The organism is Priestia sp. J2 (assembly GCF_020790095.1).
Taxonomy (GTDB): domain Bacteria; phylum Bacillota; class Bacilli; order Bacillales; family Bacillaceae_H; genus Priestia; species Priestia zanthoxyli.
Map to the genome: position 1 here is coordinate 1,187,246 of NZ_CP086208.1, position 19,154 is coordinate 1,206,399.

Sequence of the window (19,154 nt, forward strand, 5' to 3'; positions counted from 1 at the left end):
GTGGCAATTCCTTACGTGCAAGAGTGGGAAAAATTAATCAAATCAATGCCAAGTGAATATAAAAGTTCTGCAAGACGTTTTAAGCGTGCATATGAAATTATGACAACAGAAGCGGAACCGGAAGTTGGATTAACACCAAAAGAGGTTATTTGGAAAAAGAATAAGGCAAAATTATATCGCTATACGCCTGTAAAAGATAACCTGCATAAAACACCAATCTTACTCGTATATGCACTGATCAATAAACCGTATATTTTGGATTTAACACCTGGAAACAGCCTTGTTGAATACTTATTAAACCGCGGTTTTGACGTGTATTTGCTTGACTGGGGAACTCCTGGGCTTGAAGACAGCAATATGAAGCTAGATGATTATATTGTAGATTATATTCCAAAAGCGGCGAAAAAGGTGCTTCGCACTTCTAAGTCTCCTGATTTGTCTGTTCTTGGTTACTGCATGGGCGGAACTATGACATCTATTTTTGCTGCATTAAATGAAGACTTGCCGATTAAAAACTTAATTTTTATGACAAGTCCATTTGATTTTTCAGATACAGGTTTATACGGAGCATTCCTAGACGATCGCTACTTTAATTTAGATAAAGCAGTAGATACATTCGGAAACATCCCTCCAGAGATGATTGACTTTGGAAACAAGATGCTAAAGCCAATCACGAATTTTTACGGCCCGTATGTAACGTTGGTGGACCGTTCGGAAAATCAGCGTTTTGTTGAAAGCTGGAAGCTCATGCAAAAGTGGGTTGCTGACGGAATCCCATTTGCTGGTGAAGCTTATCGTCAGTGGATTCGCGACTTCTATCAACAAAACAAATTAATCAATGGTGAACTTGAAGTTCGCGGCCGAAAAGTAGATTTGAAAAATATTAAAGCTAATATTTTAAACATTGCTGCTAGCCGTGATCATATTGCGATGCCGCATCAAGTGGCAGCTTTAATGGACGCTGTTTCAAGTGAAGATAAAGAATATAAATTACTGCAAACAGGTCACGTATCTGTTGTATTTGGTCCAAAAGCAGTAAAGGAAACATATCCTTCAATCGGCGATTGGCTAGAAAAGCGCTCTAAATAAAATAAAAACGAGGCTGGCACAAAAGTATTTCAGCCGAAGTAAAAAACGAACCACTGATATCAGTGGTTCGTTTTTTGTTATGGTGAACGCAGGTTTCAAGTATGCAGTTGCTTCTAGCTGGTGATTGGAGGGCAAGGCGAAGACTCCTGCGGGAAAAGCGGAACAGGTGAGACCCCGCAGGAGCGTAAGCGACGAGGAGGCTCAGCGTCCGCCCGCGGAAAGCGAAGTCTTGCACGGAAATCACCAGCGGTGTCTCAAGTGTCCATACGAGCTCATGTATCCCATTTATTTGTCTTTAGATTAGATTAATTTAATTATGTCTTGACCTCGTTTTTTTGTATAAACAGACAATATTGAGTGAAGGTTCTTTATGCGGCTGCTTGGATTTATGATATCTAATGACAAGTGAGGTGACTTCTTTTATACTAATGTAGTCACCTTCTTGAACATGGGATTTTTTACATGGATATTGCGATCCATGTAACAATGAGTATGCTTTGGGAAGAAAGAAGAAAACTATTAGTATTATAACAAAAAAAGGAATGTCAGATTATGCCGCAACCATGGAAACGACGAGTAAGGCAGATGTCTTCAGCTCAAATTATTGTTACATTTTACATAGTGGCTGTTACGCTTGGATTTCTATTGCTTAGTATTCCAGAAGCTTTAAAGCCGGGAGTGAAGTTAGCATTTATTGATCGCTTATTTATTGCCGTTAGTGCGGTAAGTGTAACAGGGCTGACACCTGTTTCTACTCCGGATACATTTAGTACGACGGGCTATTTTTTGCTCGCTTTTATCTTTCAAATCGGTGGTATTGGTGTGATGACACTCAGTACATTCATTTGGATGATTTTAGGTAAAAAAATTGGTTTAAAGGAACGTCAGCTCATTATGACAGATCATAACCAATCCCGTTTATCAGGATTAGTTGACTTGATGAGAAATATTTTATTTATTATTTTTGCTATTGAACTAGTTGGTGCCATTATTTTAGGATTACATTTTCTCCGTTACTATTCGAGCTGGACAGATGCGTTTCTGCATGGTTTCTTTGCTTCTGTCAGCGCTACAACAAATGCCGGCTTCGATATTACAGGATCTTCATTTATTCCGTATGCCCATGATTATTTTGTACAAGTGGTAACTGTTATTTTAATTACGCTTGGAGCGATTGGATTCCCTGTGTTAATTGAGATTAAGCACTATTTTTTAACATTTAAAGATAAGCGTAAATTTCAATTTTCTCTATTTACGAAGCTAACGACCATTATGTTTTTTCTGCTGTTAGCGGGGGGAACCATTTTAATTCTCGTGCTAGAGCATTCAGGGTTTTTAGCAGATAAGTCTTGGGATGAATCGTTCTTTTATGCGTTTTTCCAATCCGCTGCCACAAGGAGCGGAGGAGTGGCGACCATGAATATTAATGAGTTTTCACTTCCTACGTTAATTATGATGAGCGCGATGATGTTTATCGGGGCTTCACCGAGCTCAGTAGGAGGAGGAATTCGTACGACGACGTTTGCATTAAATATTCTTTTCCTGTTTTATTACGTAAGAGGAAATAAGACGATTAAAATCTTTCGCCGCGAAATTCATGAAGATGACATTATCAAATCAGTAGCCGTGTCGATGTTAGCCGTGATCATTTGCTCGATTTCTCTTCTTATTTTAAGTGTTACAGAACATTTTTCTCTCATTGAGCTTATTTTTGAAGTGTGTTCAGCTTTTGGGACAACCGGTTTATCAATGGGAATTACAGGAGGGCTTTCTGATATCGGTAAATGCGTTATTATGATTTTAATGTTCATTGGCCGAATTGGCATGTTTTCATTCATTTTAATGCTTCGCCGTCCAACGTCTGGACCGGATTATCACTATCCGAAAGAACGTATTATTATTGGATAAAAGAGGATGGGACAAAAATATGTTAGTTGGAAGATCCGAACGAGTTTGTTTCTTGATTAAGAATCTAACTCGTTCGGATCTTTTTATTATGATGGTGAACGTAGGTTTCATGTAGCTGCTTCTAGCTGTTGATGGGAGGGCGAGGCTTATCGACCGCCCGCGGAAAGCGAAGCTTTGCACGGAAATCAACAGCGGTGTCACAAGCGGTTCAACGCATTTATCCTAGTTGTTCGTATTTAGAGTAAAGTGATTTTGTTATGTTTCAACCGCTTTTTTACAGCTTTTTCTGCTTATATTTCTTAGCAAAAGGCACATTCTAAGAAAAGGAAGTTCAATGGACTTCCAAGCATAGGAGGGATATGATGGCAAAGCGTAAAGTAGGGTACAAATCAGCACTAACTAACAACAATACACCAAAAGAGAGCCTTTCAGATGCAGAATTTGCTGCTGAATATGCTGGCGGCGAGGAGCCGGCTAAAGGCGCGAATCGCAATTCTAAAAAAGGAAAGCAAGGTAAGTAACGATGAGCAAACATAAACAAAATAATAAGCACATCGCGAGCACCGAAGCAAAACAAAAACAATTACTGCAAGAAGAGTTTGGAACGGAAATGGGCGATCCGAACGCAGCTAAAATATATGAATCCCTTGGAAAGACAAAGTCTGATAAAGAGCATGAAAAGAAAAAAGAATGCTAAAGAAAAAAACCTCGGATATCCGAGGTTTTAGCTTACAACTGGAAGACCAAATGCTTCTACAGGTGCTGAATAAAGTTTTGTATCATTTGCTTTTTGATCATAATAAGCAAGAAGAACAGATGGTTGTTCATTGATTTGTCCCGTTTGTTTATAATACATATAATCAAATGGAAGAATCTCTAAAACAGTGTGCTTGTATAATTCTTTTTCAGCAAGCTGTTCAGCTTCAAAAGCCTGTCCCATGATAGAAGGATTAGCAAGCATTTGCTGATAGTAATGAGAGCGGACTTGTTTTTCTACTTTATCGTCCCACCAAGGCTTACGAGGCTTATGCTTTTGGTTTTGTAAATAATCAATTTTCATAAACCCTTCAATTACTTCTTCATTTGAAAAACTTTCTGTTTGAATATACTGTTTAAGGCGTCTGAATAAATCTTCAAGCTGATGACCGATTCGAACCCAGCCCATTTCATCCCAATACGTCCCAAAGTTTTGGAAAAAATCAAAAGGCGTATCATAGCAGTGTTCTACTAAAAACTCGATCGTTTCATCCATTCGGTGGTCATTCCAAAACTTTTCTAAAATATCTTCTACATGCTTGATGCGTACGACATCTGAAAATGGCAAGACGTTATTGCTTAAAATTTCATAAGGCGACTGATCCATGTATTGATAATTATAGCGAGGCGCACTTAAACGTAAGCCAGTGCCGCGAAGCATTTTTAAAAAGCCTAGCTGAAGCTCTTCAGGACGAAGTGCAAATACATCATTAAACGTATTTTTAAATGAGTTGTAATCTTCGTCTGGCAGTCCGGCGATTAAATCTAAATGCTGGTCGATCTTTCCGCCTTCTTTTACCATTGTTACGGTACGCGTTAATTTTTTGAAGTTTTGTTTGCGTTTGACTAGCTCATTAACGGCATCATTTGTAGATTGAACGCCAATTTCAAAGCGGAATAATCCTTTTGGCGCGTTATCGTTTAAGAACTGAATAACTTCTGGGCGCATAATATCGGCAGTAATTTCAAACTGAAATACGGTACCTTCACGATGTTCATCAATTAAAAATTGGAACATTTCCATGGCGTAGCTGCGGCTGATGTTGAACGTGCGGTCTACGAACTTAATTGTGCGCGCTCCGTTATCCATCAAATAGCGAATATCTTCTTTTACTTTTTCTCGGTCGAAATAACGAACGCCTACTTCAATAGAAGAGAGACAGAACTGACAGCTAAACGGACAGCCGCGGCTTGTTTCAATATACACAACGCGTTTTGAAAGTTCTTGGCGGTCTTCTTCAAAACGGAAAGGAGAAGGCATTTCGCGCAGATCAATTTTATTGCGCTGTGGGTTAACAACTGGTTTTCCTTCTTTTCGGAAAGCCACGCCGCTTACGTTTTCAAACTGACGCTCGCCGTGAAGTTCATCTAACAGCTGCTTGAATGTTTCTTCACCTTCACCAATAGCGATAAAGTCAGCTTCAGGAATACGCTCTAACCAGTGAGTTACATCATAGGTTACTTCTGGTCCACCGAATATAATGATGAGCTCAGGATTGATCTTTTTAAGCATTTGTGCGACTTTAATCGTTTCTTCAATATTCCAAATGTAACAGCTGAAACCAATAATATCTGGGTTGCGTTTATATAAATCCGTGACAATGTTCATAGCAGGATCTTTAATCGTATATTCGGCCATATCCACTTTATAGTCAGGCTCGGCATAGGCTTTTAAACATCGAAGGGCTAAAGAAGTATGAATATACTTCGCATTCAATGTACTGACAACAATGTTCATTCAAAAAGCTCCTTTTAACTCGTAATATGAAATCAATTTACTATTTTAGCACATTTGAGAAATAAAGTATAAATACCTTTGCACTTTTGTTGTGGCGGGGAAAAGATTTCGGTAAAATGTAACAGAAACGTAAAAGAAGAAAGAGTCTCGGTTAATGTGAACCTTGGTGAACGAAAAAAATGAGGTGGAAAACGTGGAATATAAGCGAATTAAGCCAAAAAAAATATACGAAGAAGTAGCCGAAACGCTTCTTGAGAATATAAAAGAAGGCAGCTTGAAGCCTGGAGACCGTTTGGATTCAGTGCAGCAGCTGGCGGAAAACTTTCAGGTAGGACGCTCAGCTATTCGTGAAGCTCTTAGCGCTTTGCGGGCGATGGGGCTTCTGGAGATGAAGCAAGGAGAAGGCACATTTGTACGCGAATTTAACTCAGATATGCTGTCTTTGCCTGTAACTAGCGCTGTATTAATGAATAAAAACGATATTGAGCATTTGCTTGAAGTGAGAAAAGTATTAGAAATTGGAGCTGTTCGAGCGGCAGCTCAAAAGAGAACGGATGCGGACCTTAAACAGCTGTCTAATAGTCTGGAACAAATGAAAGGAGCGTTTGGCAATGAAGAACTGGGAGAGAAAGCAGATTTTGCTTTTCATTTAGCCATTGCCAAAGCCTCACAAAACCCTCTTTTAGTGAAGCTTATGAATAACGTATCAGAAATGATGATTGAAACGATGAAAGAGACAAGACGCATCTGGCTTTATGCAGAAGAGAAAACGGCTGAACGGATTTATAAAGAGCATCAGCAAATTTATGAAGCTATTCTTTCTCAGCATGCAGAAGATGCTCAGCATTTTATGATGAGTCACCTTGATAATGTTGAACATGTACTAATGAAATACATACCGGAAGAAAAATAACGCCATTTCAGGCAGAAAAGTGCGCTCTAAACAACAGAAAAACTAAAATTCAAGCACCTTCCGATAATTTATGCTTGCTCTATTGTGAAAAGATTTACATAATAGAAACTAGGATTGTCAAATGGAGGGTTACAAAGTATGAAAAAGCAATATAGAGATGATAGTCTAGCTTTGCATACAGATCTATACGAGCTGAATATGGCGCATACGTATTTTAAAGACCAGATTCATAAACGTCGTTCTGTATTTGAAGCTTACTTTCGTCGGATGCCGTTTGAAAGCGGTTATGCGGTGTTTGCCGGGCTAGAAAGAGTAATTGATTTTATTGCTAATTTCAGATTTAGCGAAACGGACTTAGATTATTTATATGAAGAATTACATTATGAAGCGGAGTTTATCGACTATCTAAAACAGGTTCGATTTAGCGGTAATATTCGTTCGGTCGTAGAAGGCGAAATGATTTTTGCTAATGAACCGATGCTGCAAATTGACGCTCCTTTAGCAGAAGCGCAGCTTATTGAAACGCCGCTTTTAAATATTTTAAATTTCCATCCGCTGATTGCCACAAAAGCATCGCGTATTCGCTTAGCCGCGGGAGAAGATAATTTATATGAACATACGGGTACAAATCAGCTTATGGAATTTGGTTCAAGAAGAGCACATGAGCTGGATGCTGCTTTTTACGGGGCAAGAGCTGCTTATATTGGAGGGTTTGATGCAACCAGTAATGTAAGAGCGGGAAAAGTGTTTGGAATTCCTGTGTCCGGCACTCACGCCCACGCGCTTGTTCAAGTCTATCGTGATGAATATAGTGCGTTTAAAAAATATGCCGAATCACACCGTAACTGTATCTTTTTAGTAGATACATATAATACGTTAAAATCAGGTATTCCAAATGCTATTAAAGTAGCAAAAGAAATGGGAGAACGAATTAATTTTATCGGTATTCGATTAGACAGCGGAAGACTTCCATATCTTTCTCAAGAGGCAAGAAAAATGCTTGATGAAGCGGGCTATCATGATGTGAAAATTTTCGCTTCGAATGACCTTGATGAGTACAGCATTCTAGATTTGAAAGCGCAAGGTGCCAAAATTGATGGATGGGGAGTTGGAACAAAACTCATGACGTCCTTTGATCAGCCGGCGCTAGGAGCGGTGTACAAGCTGGTTTCGATTGAAGATGATCATGGAAACATGGTGGATACGATTAAGCTGTCAGAAAACCCGGAGAAAATTTCAACTCCTGGTCTAAAAGAAGTATATCGAATTGTAAATCAAGTGAATCACAAATGGGAAGGCGATTATATTACGATGCAAGACGAAGTGCCGAATGAAGAGCAGCATTTAAAAATGTTTCATCCTATTCATACGCACGTCAGCAAGTTTGTCACGAACTTTAACGCACGTAAAATTCACCAGCCAATCTTTGCACAGGGAAAGCTTGTGTATGAGCAGCCTACCATTGAAGAAATGAGAGCCTACTGCTTACAAAACTTAAAGCATCTATGGGATGACTACAAAGTTATTACAAAATCGAACGAAGATGTATTTCGTCCTACAGAGTATCCAGTAGACTTAAGTACAAACTGCTGGGATAACAAAATGCAAAATATCGAAGAGACTAGAAGCAAGTTACTATCTGATACCGTACTTGTGTAGATTCCGTCAGCTAGTAATGAGAGGAGAGTTTTTTATGAAAGAGCTACAAAAGCAAATTATTGAAGAAATGCATGTGCAAAAAGAAATTAATCCCGCGGAAGAAATTCGCCGCAGCGTTGATTTTCTGAAATCCTACATGAACAAATATCCTTTTTTACGTTCGTTTGTACTAGGTATTTCCGGCGGCCAAGATTCTACGTTAACTGGAAAGCTGGCGCAGCTAGCGGTTAATGAGTTGAATGAAGAAGCCGAAGAAGAGCGCTATCAGTTTATTGCTGTTCGTCTTCCATACGGTGTGCAGGCAGATGAAGCAGACTGTCAAGATGCACTTGCTTTTATTCAACCAACAAAATCTATTTCTATTAATGTAAAACCAGCAGTAGATGCGATGCTTTCTGCTGTTGAAGAAGCGGCAGATGATAAAGTTTCCGACTTCAACAAAGGAAATGTAAAAGCACGTGAACGAATGATTGCGCAATATACGGTAGCAGGCATGTACAGTGGAGTCGTACTTGGAACGGATCACTCCGCTGAAGCTGTTACAGGATTTTATACAAAATTTGGTGACGGAGGAGCTGACTTAGTGCCTATCTTCCGTCTAAACAAGCGACAAGGAAAACAAATGCTAAAAGAATTAGGCTGTCCCGAGCATCTATATATGAAAAAACCAACGGCTGATTTGGAAGAAGATCGTCCACAGCTTCCAGATGAAGAAGCGCTTGGCGTAACGTATGAGCAAATCGACGATTATTTAGAAGGCAAAGATGTAGGTGAACATGCAAGTAACGTCATTGAAGGTCACTTCTTAAAAACGCAGCATAAACGCCAATTGCCAATCACAGTGTTTGATGATTTTTGGAAATAAATAAGTAAGAAGCTGAGACAAACGTAGTTTAGTTGAAGGAAGATCCGAACGGTTTTGATTCTTGATGGAGAATCAAATTCGTTCGGATTTTTTTAATAATAGGGCAAACGTAGGTTTCACGTGTCTCAATTTCTTATTATTTTGTGGGGAAAATATCAAACAAAGAAATGTATTTTTGAAAAACTAGTGAAATTAGAAAAACATAGGAGTATAATAGCATTAAGTCATCTGATGACCTGTTAACTAAAAGAAGTAAAATGATCAGCTTGGAGGGAGCAAATGATGAAAGTATCTTTATTTGCCACATGTTTGATTGATATGTTTCAAACAAATGTAGGAAAAGCGACGGTAGAATTGTTAGAACGATTAGGATGCGAAGTGGATTTTCCAAAGAGTCAAGTATGCTGCGGGCAGCCTGCGTATAACAGCGGTTACGTAAAAGAATCAAAAGAAGCAATGAAAAACATGATAAAAGCGTTTGAGCATGCAGAGTACGTTGTATCTCCATCAGGCTCGTGTGTGACAATGTTTAAAGAGTATCCCCATCTTTTTAAAGGTGATGCTGCATGGCATGAGTCTGCCGTGAAGCTTGCTGATAAAACGTATGAGCTAACGGATTTTATTGTAAACGTTTTAAAAGTAGAAGACGTGGGAGCCAGCTTAAATGGGAAAGCCACTTATCATTCTTCCTGTCATATGACGCGTTTGCTAAACGTAAAAAAAGAACCTTTTACACTATTAAACAATGTAAAGGGTCTTGAAATGGAGAATCTTGAAAACAGTCATAACTGCTGCGGATTTGGCGGGACGTTTTCGGTTAAGATGGGGCAAATCTCTGAACAAATGGTCGATGAAAAAGTGGGCTGTATAGCTAAAACAAACGCGGAGTACTTAATTGGAGCTGACTGCGGCTGTCTTATGAATATTGGAGGAAGAATTGAACGAAAAGGACAGCCTGTAAAAGTGATGCATATCGCTGAAGTGTTAAATAGCAGAATGTAAAGAAAGGAGAATACCGAATGTCTATGAAAATAGGAAACGATCAGTTTAAAAAACGCGTCGATGACGGAGTCAATAATGCGTTTATGCGCTTTGCGGTTTCAGGTGCTCAAGAGCGCTTAAGAAGCCGTAGATTAGATGCGGCGGAAGAATTAGGGAACTGGGAAGAATGGAGAGCGCTTGGCGAAGAAATTCGTCAGCATACGCTTGAAAATTTAGATTACTATTTAGAGCAGCTCACGGATAATGTAGCTAAACGCGGAGGCCACGTTTTTTTCGCTCAAACAGCTGAAGAAGCGAATGAGTACATAAAAAATGTAGCGAGGCAAAAGCAGGCAAAGAAAGTCGTTAAATCCAAGTCAATGGTTACAGAAGAAATTCATATGAACGCTGCTTTAGAAGAACTGGGCTGTGAAGTTATTGAAACGGATTTAGGAGAATATATCCTGCAAGTAGATGATCACGATCCGCCTTCTCATATCGTAGCTCCTGCACTTCATAAAAATAAAGAACAAATTAGAGATGTATTTCAGGAAAAGCTTTCTTATAAAAAAACGGAAAAACCTGAAGAACTAGCTCTTCACGCCCGGGAAATGCTGCGAAAAGAATTTTTATCAGCTGATATTGGCATCACGGGATGTAATTTTGCGATTGCAGAATCTGGGTCTATTTCACTTGTAACCAATGAAGGAAATGCAAGGTTAACAACTGCCCTTCCTAAAACGCAAATTACGGTTATGGGAATGGAACGAATTGTGCCAACGTTTGAAGAGTTTGAAGTGTTGGTAAGCCTTTTAACTAGAAGTGCAGTAGGTCAGCGGCTTACAAGTTACGTAACAGCGCTTACAGGGCCTAGACTTCCAGGGGAAGTAGACGGACCGGAAGAATTTCACCTAGTGATTGTGGATAACGGACGATCTGCGATTTTAGGAACTGAGTTTCAATCTGTTTTACAGTGTATTCGCTGTGCGGCATGTGTGAATGTATGTCCCGTGTATCGCCATATTGGAGGGCATTCATATGGATCTATTTATTCAGGTCCGATTGGAGCTGTATTATCTCCTTTGCTTGGAGGCTATGAAGACTACAAAGAGCTTCCATATGCCTCAACGCTATGCGCAGCCTGTACAGATGCCTGTCCGGTCAAAATTCCGCTGCATGAGCTATTGCACAAGCATCGTCAGCGAATTGTCGAGAAAGAAGGAAAAGCACCTATTTCGGAAAAGCTGGCGATGAAAGCATTTGGCTTGGGAGCAGCTTCTTCTTCTCTATATACAGTGGGCGCTAAAGTAGCACCGGCAGCTCTTACTCCTTTTATGTCAGGAAGCAGTATTTCCAAAGGACCTGGTCCATTAAAAGCGTGGACGGAAAGCAGAGAGTTTCCGGCGCCTACAAAAGAGCGCTTACGAGATTGGTTTGATAAAAGGAGTGATGATGATGAACGGAAGCATTCAAAATAGAGACAGTTTTTTAGACAATATTGCGGCTAATCTTAAGCGAAGCAGGCGAACAAGCGGCGTAGTAAAGCCCCAATGGAAGCATGCTCCTCAGCATGAGGTCTACCGCAGCTATTCGCCAGATCAATTAAAGAAAGAGCTTGAAAACCATTGCGAACGTATTCATACTCGCTATGTAGAAACATCATCACAACACTTGCCAGCTGTCCTTGAGGAAGCCGTAGCGAACTATGGAAATGGTCTTGTGAGCACGTGGGATGATCCTAGGTTTTCCGAATATGGATTGAATCTGCTGATGGAGAAATGGGAAACAAGCAGTAGCCTTCACGTATGGAATTCTGCAAAAGGCGATGAGAATATTAAACTAGCTGAACAAGCAAATGTAGGCATCACATTCAGTGATTTGACGCTAGCGGAATCCGGCACAGTTGTTTTGTTCAGCAGCGCTGCAAAAGGACGATCGGTCAGTTTGCTGCCGGCCACTTATATTGCGATCATTCCTCAAAGCTCCATTGTCCCTCGCATGACACAAGCTGCTGAAATGATTCATGAAAAAGTAGAGCGAGGAGAAACGATTGCTTCTTGCATTAACTTTATTACGGGACCGAGCAATTCAGCTGATATTGAAATGAATCTAGTCGTTGGCGTGCATGGACCTATTCAAGCCACTTATATTGTAGTGAATGATCGATAGAGGCTGGGGAAAACGTATTTTAGCCGAAGTGAAAAACGAACCGTGAATCAAACATGTTGATTCACGGTTCGTTTTCTTTGTTATGTTGAGCATAGGTTTCATTTTGTTATGTCCCAGCCTCTTTTATTCATGCTCCTTTTTTAAATAACGGGAGAATGTGAAGAAATGTCGCATTTTGAATAAACGTGACTAATTTTAAAAAGGTAAAAAGCAAATCTTGTAGAATACTAAGTCTATAGATAAAAGGTGGGGAAATGGGAAGTGCAAAAGAAAGGAGCAATGAGCATGTCACCACACAGAGAATTAACATCTGAAGCTGCGCAAAAGCAGCAAGGTGAATTAGAGCAGCTACGAGCTATTTTTAATGACGTATTAGATGCCATTGTCGTATTTGATGAGTATTTTCAAGTTATAAATGCAAACGAATCAGCCTGCGGGCTGTTTGAAAAAACAAAGGATGAGCTATTAACGTATCAAATGAAAGATTTTCTCATGTATTTTCCGTATGACATGATTGAAGCGTACTATCCAGCGCTTTTAGAAGAAAGCTATTTCAAATATGAAGGCGCGATGACGCTTCAAAGCGGCATGATGAAACATGTTGAATTTACTTCACACAAACATAGTCACATGTCGGGCATTATTGTGTGTACATTTCGAGATATTACGCAGCACAAGATGATGGAAAATGAAAGGTTTATTAGTCATCATATGTTTATGGATGTATTTAATGAAGCGGTAGATGGAATTGTTATTTTTGATCGAACTGGTCAGCTTATCGACGCGAACCCTTCATTTTGCGAGCGATTAAATTATACAAGAGCACAGCTTTTAACTAAAACGTTAGAAGAGCTTGTAGAACCTACTTATCATTATAAAGTGAAAAAATTATGGAGAACTCTGCATCAAGAAGGAAAGACAAGCGGCGAGCTGCCGATTAAGCTCGAAAATGGAGACGTTACTTTTTTTGAATTTACCACAACGGCTAATATATACAGTCAATACTATATGTCCATTATGAGAGACGTGACGGAAAAACGGCTGATGGAGCAGCAGCTGTTGAGAAGCGAAAAAAATTTCAGGGCTATTTTTGAAAATGCGATTGAAGCCATTTTGATTTGGAAAGACGATGGGGAAATCTTAAACGCTAATCTTGCTTCGTCCCGTACATTCGAGCTGCCGTTGAACAAATTGATTGGAAGTAATTTGTATACGTTTATCGATAAGCAAAGCTTTAGTGCATTAAAAATGCTGCAAACATTTCAAAAAGAAGGAGAAATTCGCAATCAGCTTCCTTTTTACATGCCAAATGGAGAAATCAAACAGTTGGAATTCACAGGGAAAAAAGGCATTATAGAAGGAGACCATTTAACCATTTTTCGAAACATTAGTGAACGTACAAAAATCGAACAAGAGCTTCGGAATAACGAAGAGAAATTCAGACAGATTTTTAATGGTTCGATCGATGGGTTAGTTTTATGGGACGGCAAGCGAAATATTATTGATGTGAATTCTTCTCTTTGTGATATTCTCGAACTCAGCAAAGAGGAGATTTGTGCGCATTCCATGGAGGATTTTATTTCTTCAGCGAATTTAGATGCGGTCATTGAGCATAAAGAAACAATTGAGCAAAAAGGGGAAGCTGAAGGAGAGATTACGTACGTTACGGGGAACGAAAAAGTTAAAAATATCGAATTCTCTACGAAAAAAGATATCTTGCCAGGTCTATATATGACGCTTTTAAGAGACGTAACGGAACGAAATCAAATGCAGGAGCAGATTCGGAAATCGGATACGCTTCAAGTAGTCGGACAGTTAGCAGCTGGGATTGCGCATGAAATCCGCAATCCGATGACGGCTTTAAAAGGGTTTGTTCAGCTGCTAGAAAGCAGCATTCAAGAAGATCACTCTCTTTATTTTGATATTATTAAATCCGAATTAAAAAGAATCGAAACCATTATTACAGAGTTTCTAGTACTCGCTAAGCCACAGGCCGTAAAGTTCGAAAAGAAAAATCTAGCTGCGGTTGTTAAAGAAACGATTGATTTATTAAATGCTCAAGCGCTTTTAGAAAATATTCAGTTTGAACTAAGTGTGTCCCCTCAGCTGCCAATGGTATACTGCGAGCCGAACCAAATTAAACAAGTACTAATAAATGTAATTAAAAACGCAATTGAAGTCACGTCAAACGGGGGAAGAATTTTTGTTGAAGTCTATTCTACAGAGCCGCACTACGTGACGGTCTCCATTCGAGATCAAGGAGACGGAATGCCCGAAGAGCGCATCAAGCGCTTAGGAGAACCATTTTATACGACAAAAGAAAAAGGAACGGGGCTTGGTTTGATGGTCTCATATAAAATTATCGAAGAACATAAAGGGCGAATTGAAGTGGAAAGCAAAATAAGAGAAGGAACGGCTTTTCGTGTTATTCTTCCAGCCTAATTAGAAAGGATAAGCGAGTATGTACTATGGAGAAATGAACTTATTTTCTGATTTGAAAATTTATATTGTAGCCTCGGAAAAAGGGGTTCAACATATTTGGTTTGATAGCGATGATCACAACGAGCAGCTTAAAAAACTTGTCCATGACGAGAATTATCACCTTGTGAAAGAAGCGAAGCGGCAGCTTCAGGATTATGCTGAAGGGCGCACGCTAACATTTGATGTGCCTTTGGATATAAAAGGAACAGACTTTCAAAAAGAAGTGTGGTTAACGCTTAAAGGTATACCTTATGGACAAACGTGGTCTTATAGTGATGTAGCGGAGTCTGTTAATCGCTCTAAAGCCGTAAGGGCTGTGGGACAAGCGAATCGTCGAAATCCACTGCCTATTATTTTACCTTGTCACCGTGTTATTGGTAAAAATGGAGCTTTAACAGGTTATGCAGGTTCCCAAACTCATATAAAAGAAAAACTATTAATGCTTGAAAGAAATGTAGCAAAAGGCGCTCTGGAGTTAAAATAACTATTCACCGTCTAATTTCCAGCCTTCTCCTTGCACAAACACACCGTCAATTTGCTGAGGAGAAGGGAGGGAATTTAGTTCTTCATCTTTGGATAAATCGAATAGCTGATATTGCTGCTTGCGATTCAACGCTTTGTTTTTATCCGTTTTTTGCTCTGCACTCATATTTACTCCCCCTTATTCAAAAAGAATCCCCTATAATATATGTAGAAAAAGCAGAGAGTACTGTTACAATTGTGTTACAAATGCAGCCGAAAAGCACTGTTTAATAACAGAGGTTGAGACATAACAAAATTAATGCCATCTAAAGACGAACAACTCGTACACATGAGCTGAATCGCTTGTGACACCGACGTTGATTTCCGTGCAAGACTTCGCTTTCCGCGGGCGGCCGCTGAGCCTCCTCGTCGCATACGCTCCTGTGGGGTCTCACCTGTTCCGCTTTTCCCGCAGGAGTCTTCGCCTTGCCCTCCAATCCACTGTTAGAAGGAACGAAACAGATGAAACTACATTCACCATAACAAAAAAAACGAACCATTAATCAAACGTGTTGATTAATGGTTCGTTTTGCAGTGGGGCTAAAATACTTTTGTCTCAGCCTCTTGTTATTGAGCAGATTGCAGCAAAACTTTTTGAATGGATTCAAAAGACGGGGAATGGATAACTCCATGCTCTGTAATAATGGCCGTAATCAGTTCGCTTGGCGTCACATCAAAAGCTGGATTGTACACAGAGATTCCGTCTGGAGCAATTTGCGTATCTCCAATGTGCGTTACTTCTTTAGGTGAACGTTCTTCAATAGGGATGCTGCTTCCGTCTTGAATAGATAAATCAAATGTGGACTGCGGCGCTGCTACGTAAAATGGAATACCGAATGCTTTCGCTAAAAGAGCAAGTCCATACGTTCCAATTTTGTTAGCCGTATCGCCATTTGCTGCAATGCGGTCAGCACCTACAATGATCCCATTAATTCCTTTTGTTTTAATGGTATGAGCAGCCATATTATCCGTAATCAGCGTAACGTCTACTCCCGACTGCTGAAGTTCCCATGCTGTTAAGCGAGAACCTTGAAGAACGGGTCTTGTTTCACAAGCAAATACTTCAAGCGGAATATCGCGCTGCTTAGACAAGTGAAAAGGTGCTAATGCTGTTCCATAATAAGCTGTAGCAATTGAACCAGCATTACATATTGTCATGATTTTATCTTTCTTTTTAAATAAAGAAAGGGCATGATCTCCAATTCGGTAGCACGTTTCTTCATCTTCTACTTGAATTTGAATCGCTTCATGAACAACTTTTGTTTTAGCTTCATTAACGGACGAAGCGGATTCAGCGCTTTTCGCTACGCGGTCCAATGCCCAAAATAAATTGACGGCAGTCGGGCGTGAACTAGCTAAATACTGTTGATCTAGAGCTAGCTTTTTGTTAAATTCCTTGACTGAATCCGTGTCATAGCTAAGCGCAGAAAGAGCAAGACCAAAAGCCGCCGTAATGCCAATTGCAGGGGCTCCGCGTACTTTCAAGGTAGTAATAGCATCCCATACGTCTTTAATGGTTTGCAGCTTAATATATTCAACTTTGCCAGGAAGCTGCTGCTGATCTAATAAAGTAATATATGATTCATTCCATTCCACTGAGCGCGGAAGTGATAGTGTATTTGTCATGCTGATACCGATCCTTTCATTGTGTACATTATTCGTTATCGAAGTAAATGTTCAAATTCATTTGGTGAAACGTCTTGTTGGTGCAGAAGTAAATAGCGTCCAATTTTTAACGCAGTACGTTTAGCGTTAATTTTTCTTTCCTCTGAAGAAATTTCGTCTAAGTCCGCCACGTGAGCTAAGCCAATCGTACGTCGAATGATTTCACACCCTGCATATCCAACAGCATCTTGCCACGTTTGCGTTAAAATTTCATGTAACAAGCGCTCATCTTTAGCGAAAGGTTCAGTGTTTTCAGAATGCCAAAGCGCAGTAAAGGTATCTTTAAATACGTTCCATGTGTTCGTAATGTGTGCAAATAACGGTTCGCGATCTGTTTTTCGAGAAAGAGCATTTAAAAATAAATTCGCAACAAATTGGCCTAAATCGAATCCAAACGGACCGTAAAAAGCAAACTCTGGATCAATCACTTTCGTTTCTTGACTGCTAGCAAATATGCTTCCTGTATGTAAATCACCGTGAATTAGCGTTTGGGCATTTGTTAAAAATTTATATTTTAATTTTGCTGCTTGTAGCTTTACATCTCCATCGTTCCACAATTCTTCTACATCAGGACGCAGCGCTTCTTCAAATTCATTTGTATCGATATCAAAAAAAGGATCTGTAAAAACTAAATCTTCCGTAATATTGCATAAGTCCGGATTGCTGTACTTGACGACTTCTTCTTTTTTATCCTGAGGCTTTAAGGCAAAATCCGACGTTTTGAACGCAATATGTCCTAGAAAAGAACCGATATGCTGTGAAAGCAGGGGATAACTTTCTCCTTGAATAAGTCCGGCGCGGGAAATCGTTAAATGAGACAGATCTTCCATGACCGTAACAGCAAGCGTTTCATCGTGGTAATACACAGCTGGTACGAGTTCAGGGGTAAATGCACCGAATTGCTTGAGCGCATTGCTTTCAATCGTGGCACGGTTCAAGGATAGAGGCCAGCTTTCGCCTACAACTTTTGCATAGGGAAGTGCTTGTTTGACGATAATGGATTTATTCGTTTGATCATTTATGATGTGAAAGACGAGATTTAAGTTGCCATCACCGATTTCACGGGCAGTCAGTGCTTCTGTGGCATCAAAGAGACCTAGCTTTTTTACAAGTTTGATTGCTGAAATTTCTGTTAAAGGCTGATACTTCTCTGTTTTCGTTGTTGACATTAGAATCCCTCCATAGTTTATTAAACTGATTTGTTTACTAAGTTAATAGGTTTAAGAATGTATGGAGGCTTTTATAATTTTAGAAAATATAAAAGCCTCTTTCGTTGGAAAGAGGCTTGATTGTAGTGTTCAAACCTCTTATCTGCCAGAAAGAATTACTTTCTGTTGGAATTAGCACCGTGCCTTTGTAAAAACATTTTTTACGGGTGTGATCCATCTTAGGATGGAATGACGGTCGGTTGCTGGGCTTCACAGGGCCAAATCCCTCAGCCAACTCTTGATAAGAGTACGATTACTTATTCAATTTTGATTTGTTTGAAAATTTTATGTTATCTGGTGAAAATCGTATCATGCAAAAAAACGGCTGTCAATACATAATTAATAAAATTCTGTGCGGCGATCTGTAAAGACAGGAATTTGTTTACGAATTTCTTTTACAAGTTCCAGGTTAACGTCGGCACTTAAAAGTTCTTCGCTATCGCCAGCTTCAGCGATTATTTCTCCCCACGGATCGATGACTAAGGAATGTCCGGCAAATGTGTTATTAGGATCTTGGCCTACACGATTACACGCGATTACATAGCATTGATTTTCGATTGCGCGGCTAATGAGCAGTGCTTTCCAATGGGCAAGTCTTGGAGCCGGCCACTGAGCAACAACAAATAAGACTTCTGCTCCGCTGCTAGTATGCACGCGAATCCATTCTGGAAAACGAATATCGTAACAAATAACTCCTGCGCATAAAGACTGTTCAAGTGTAAAAAGATTTTTTGCTGTTCCTGCTTCTAGATAGAGGTGCTCATCCATTAATTTAAATAAGTGCAGCTTACTGTATTGTGATACTTCACGACCTTTTCGGTCAAAAATATACATCGTATTTGTGACGCCTTGCTCTGTTTTTTTCGCGATCGAACCTGCCACAATATTTACTTCGTTCGTTTTAGCAAATTGAGAGATTAATTGCTTGGCCTGCTGTCCTTCATCATCGGCAATTTCGTCTAGCCGCGTCAAATCATAAGCTGTATCCCATAGCTCAGGAAGCACAAGGATGTCAGGGTTTTCTTTTAGAGCTTCCGTCATTTTTTGTTGAATATATTTTCGGTTTTTAGTTGGGTTTCCAAACGCAATATCAAGCTGCAAACACGTGATTTTTACACTCACTTTATCATCCGTCCTTTTTTTAGTAGTTGAAAAAAATGACTTTACAAGTTGAGTATTACAATATATTATTTGTGACTA

The 19,154-nt window shown here is 39.6% G+C and carries 19 protein-coding genes and 1 riboswitch; of the genes, 13 read left to right on the plus strand and 6 right to left on the minus strand.

Annotated elements, in window-relative coordinates:
• The 5 genes from LJY09_RS06045 to LJY09_RS06065 all read left to right on the plus strand — a co-directional run bounded on the left by LJY09_RS06045 (position 1) and on the right by LJY09_RS06065 (position 3,694).
• Entirely contained in the window at positions 1–1,089 is a 1,089-nt protein-coding gene (locus tag LJY09_RS06045) for a class III poly(R)-hydroxyalkanoic acid synthase subunit PhaC (protein WP_013055939.1), read from the plus strand.
• Positions 1,090–1,209: 120 nt separating this feature from the next.
• Positions 1,210–1,398 (plus strand): hypothetical protein, encoded by a 189-nt coding sequence (locus tag LJY09_RS06050; protein ID WP_081732889.1) that lies wholly within the window; start codon positions 1,210–1,212, stop codon positions 1,396–1,398.
• 243 nt (positions 1,399–1,641) lie between these two features.
• Entirely contained in the window at positions 1,642–2,997 is a 1,356-nt protein-coding gene (locus LJY09_RS06055; RefSeq protein WP_028414182.1) for a TrkH family potassium uptake protein, read from the plus strand.
• Positions 2,998–3,359: 362 nt separating this feature from the next.
• Complete coding sequence (locus tag LJY09_RS06060; protein ID WP_025749458.1) at positions 3,360–3,518, plus strand: hypothetical protein; 159 nt, start codon at positions 3,360–3,362, stop codon at positions 3,516–3,518.
• A 2-nt stretch (positions 3,519–3,520) separates the two neighbouring features.
• A complete protein-coding gene (locus tag LJY09_RS06065) occupies positions 3,521–3,694 on the plus strand; it encodes a thiamine pyrophosphate-dependent enzyme (RefSeq protein WP_014461091.1) in 174 nt (57 codons plus the stop codon).
• A gap of 27 nt (positions 3,695–3,721) precedes the next feature.
• On the opposite strand, the gene LJY09_RS06070 is transcribed toward LJY09_RS06065, so the two are convergent.
• Complete coding sequence (locus tag LJY09_RS06070; RefSeq protein WP_028414181.1) at positions 3,722–5,491, minus strand: B12-binding domain-containing radical SAM protein; 1,770 nt, start codon at positions 5,489–5,491, stop codon at positions 3,722–3,724.
• Positions 5,492–5,684: 193 nt separating this feature from the next.
• On the opposite strand from LJY09_RS06070, the gene LJY09_RS06075 reads away from it, so the two are divergent.
• The 8 genes from LJY09_RS06075 to LJY09_RS06110 all read left to right on the plus strand — a co-directional run bounded on the left by LJY09_RS06075 (position 5,685) and on the right by LJY09_RS06110 (position 15,043).
• Positions 5,685–6,404 carry a FadR/GntR family transcriptional regulator gene (locus LJY09_RS06075; protein WP_028414180.1) on the plus strand — a complete coding sequence of 240 codons (720 nt, stop codon included), beginning with the start codon at positions 5,685–5,687 and terminating at the stop codon, positions 6,402–6,404.
• A gap of 138 nt (positions 6,405–6,542) precedes the next feature.
• Positions 6,543–8,063, plus strand: a complete 1,521-nt coding sequence (locus LJY09_RS06080) for a nicotinate phosphoribosyltransferase (protein WP_028414179.1) — start codon at positions 6,543–6,545, stop codon at positions 8,061–8,063.
• Between the two features lie 34 nt (positions 8,064–8,097).
• Positions 8,098–8,928, plus strand: a complete 831-nt coding sequence (gene nadE / locus LJY09_RS06085; protein ID WP_028414178.1) for an ammonia-dependent NAD(+) synthetase — start codon at positions 8,098–8,100, stop codon at positions 8,926–8,928.
• Positions 8,929–9,210: 282 nt separating this feature from the next.
• Positions 9,211–9,930: a (Fe-S)-binding protein gene (locus tag LJY09_RS06090; protein WP_028414177.1), complete on the plus strand. Its 720-nt coding sequence runs from the start codon at positions 9,211–9,213 to the stop codon at positions 9,928–9,930.
• A gap of 17 nt (positions 9,931–9,947) precedes the next feature.
• Complete coding sequence (locus tag LJY09_RS06095; protein ID WP_028414176.1) at positions 9,948–11,387, plus strand: LutB/LldF family L-lactate oxidation iron-sulfur protein; 1,440 nt, start codon at positions 9,948–9,950, stop codon at positions 11,385–11,387.
• Positions 11,365–12,078 (plus strand): LutC/YkgG family protein, encoded by a 714-nt coding sequence (locus tag LJY09_RS06100; RefSeq protein ID WP_028414175.1) that lies wholly within the window; start codon positions 11,365–11,367, stop codon positions 12,076–12,078. The genes LJY09_RS06095 and LJY09_RS06100 overlap by 23 nt, the downstream gene beginning before the upstream one ends.
• 285 nt (positions 12,079–12,363) lie before the next feature.
• Positions 12,364–14,520: a PAS domain S-box protein gene (locus tag LJY09_RS06105; RefSeq protein WP_224979971.1), complete on the plus strand. Its 2,157-nt coding sequence runs from the start codon at positions 12,364–12,366 to the stop codon at positions 14,518–14,520.
• 19 nt (positions 14,521–14,539) lie between these two features.
• Positions 14,540–15,043 (plus strand): methylated-DNA--[protein]-cysteine S-methyltransferase, encoded by a 504-nt coding sequence (locus LJY09_RS06110; RefSeq protein WP_028414173.1) that lies wholly within the window; start codon positions 14,540–14,542, stop codon positions 15,041–15,043.
• Here the strand turns inward: LJY09_RS06110 and LJY09_RS06115 are convergent, their stop codons facing one another.
• The 5 genes from LJY09_RS06115 to LJY09_RS06135 all read right to left on the minus strand — a co-directional run bounded on the left by LJY09_RS06115 (position 15,044) and on the right by LJY09_RS06135 (position 19,076).
• Positions 15,044–15,208 (minus strand): hypothetical protein, encoded by a 165-nt coding sequence (locus LJY09_RS06115; protein WP_014461081.1) that lies wholly within the window; start codon positions 15,206–15,208, stop codon positions 15,044–15,046.
• A gap of 74 nt (positions 15,209–15,282) precedes the next feature.
• Positions 15,283–15,456, minus strand: coding sequence for a hypothetical protein (locus LJY09_RS06120; RefSeq protein WP_014461080.1), 174 nt, complete (start codon positions 15,454–15,456; stop codon positions 15,283–15,285).
• 192 nt (positions 15,457–15,648) lie between these two features.
• A complete protein-coding gene (mtnA, locus tag LJY09_RS06125) occupies positions 15,649–16,707 on the minus strand; it encodes an S-methyl-5-thioribose-1-phosphate isomerase (RefSeq protein ID WP_028414172.1) in 1,059 nt (352 codons plus the stop codon).
• 35 nt (positions 16,708–16,742) lie between these two features.
• Complete coding sequence (gene mtnK, locus LJY09_RS06130; RefSeq protein ID WP_028414171.1) at positions 16,743–17,915, minus strand: S-methyl-5-thioribose kinase; 1,173 nt, start codon at positions 17,913–17,915, stop codon at positions 16,743–16,745.
• 135 nt (positions 17,916–18,050) lie between these two features.
• Positions 18,051–18,202, minus strand: a riboswitch (SAM riboswitch).
• 91 nt (positions 18,203–18,293) lie between these two features.
• Positions 18,294–19,076 (minus strand): carbon-nitrogen family hydrolase, encoded by a 783-nt coding sequence (locus tag LJY09_RS06135; RefSeq protein ID WP_028414170.1) that lies wholly within the window; start codon positions 19,074–19,076, stop codon positions 18,294–18,296.
• Between the last annotated feature and the right edge of the window lie 78 nt (positions 19,077–19,154).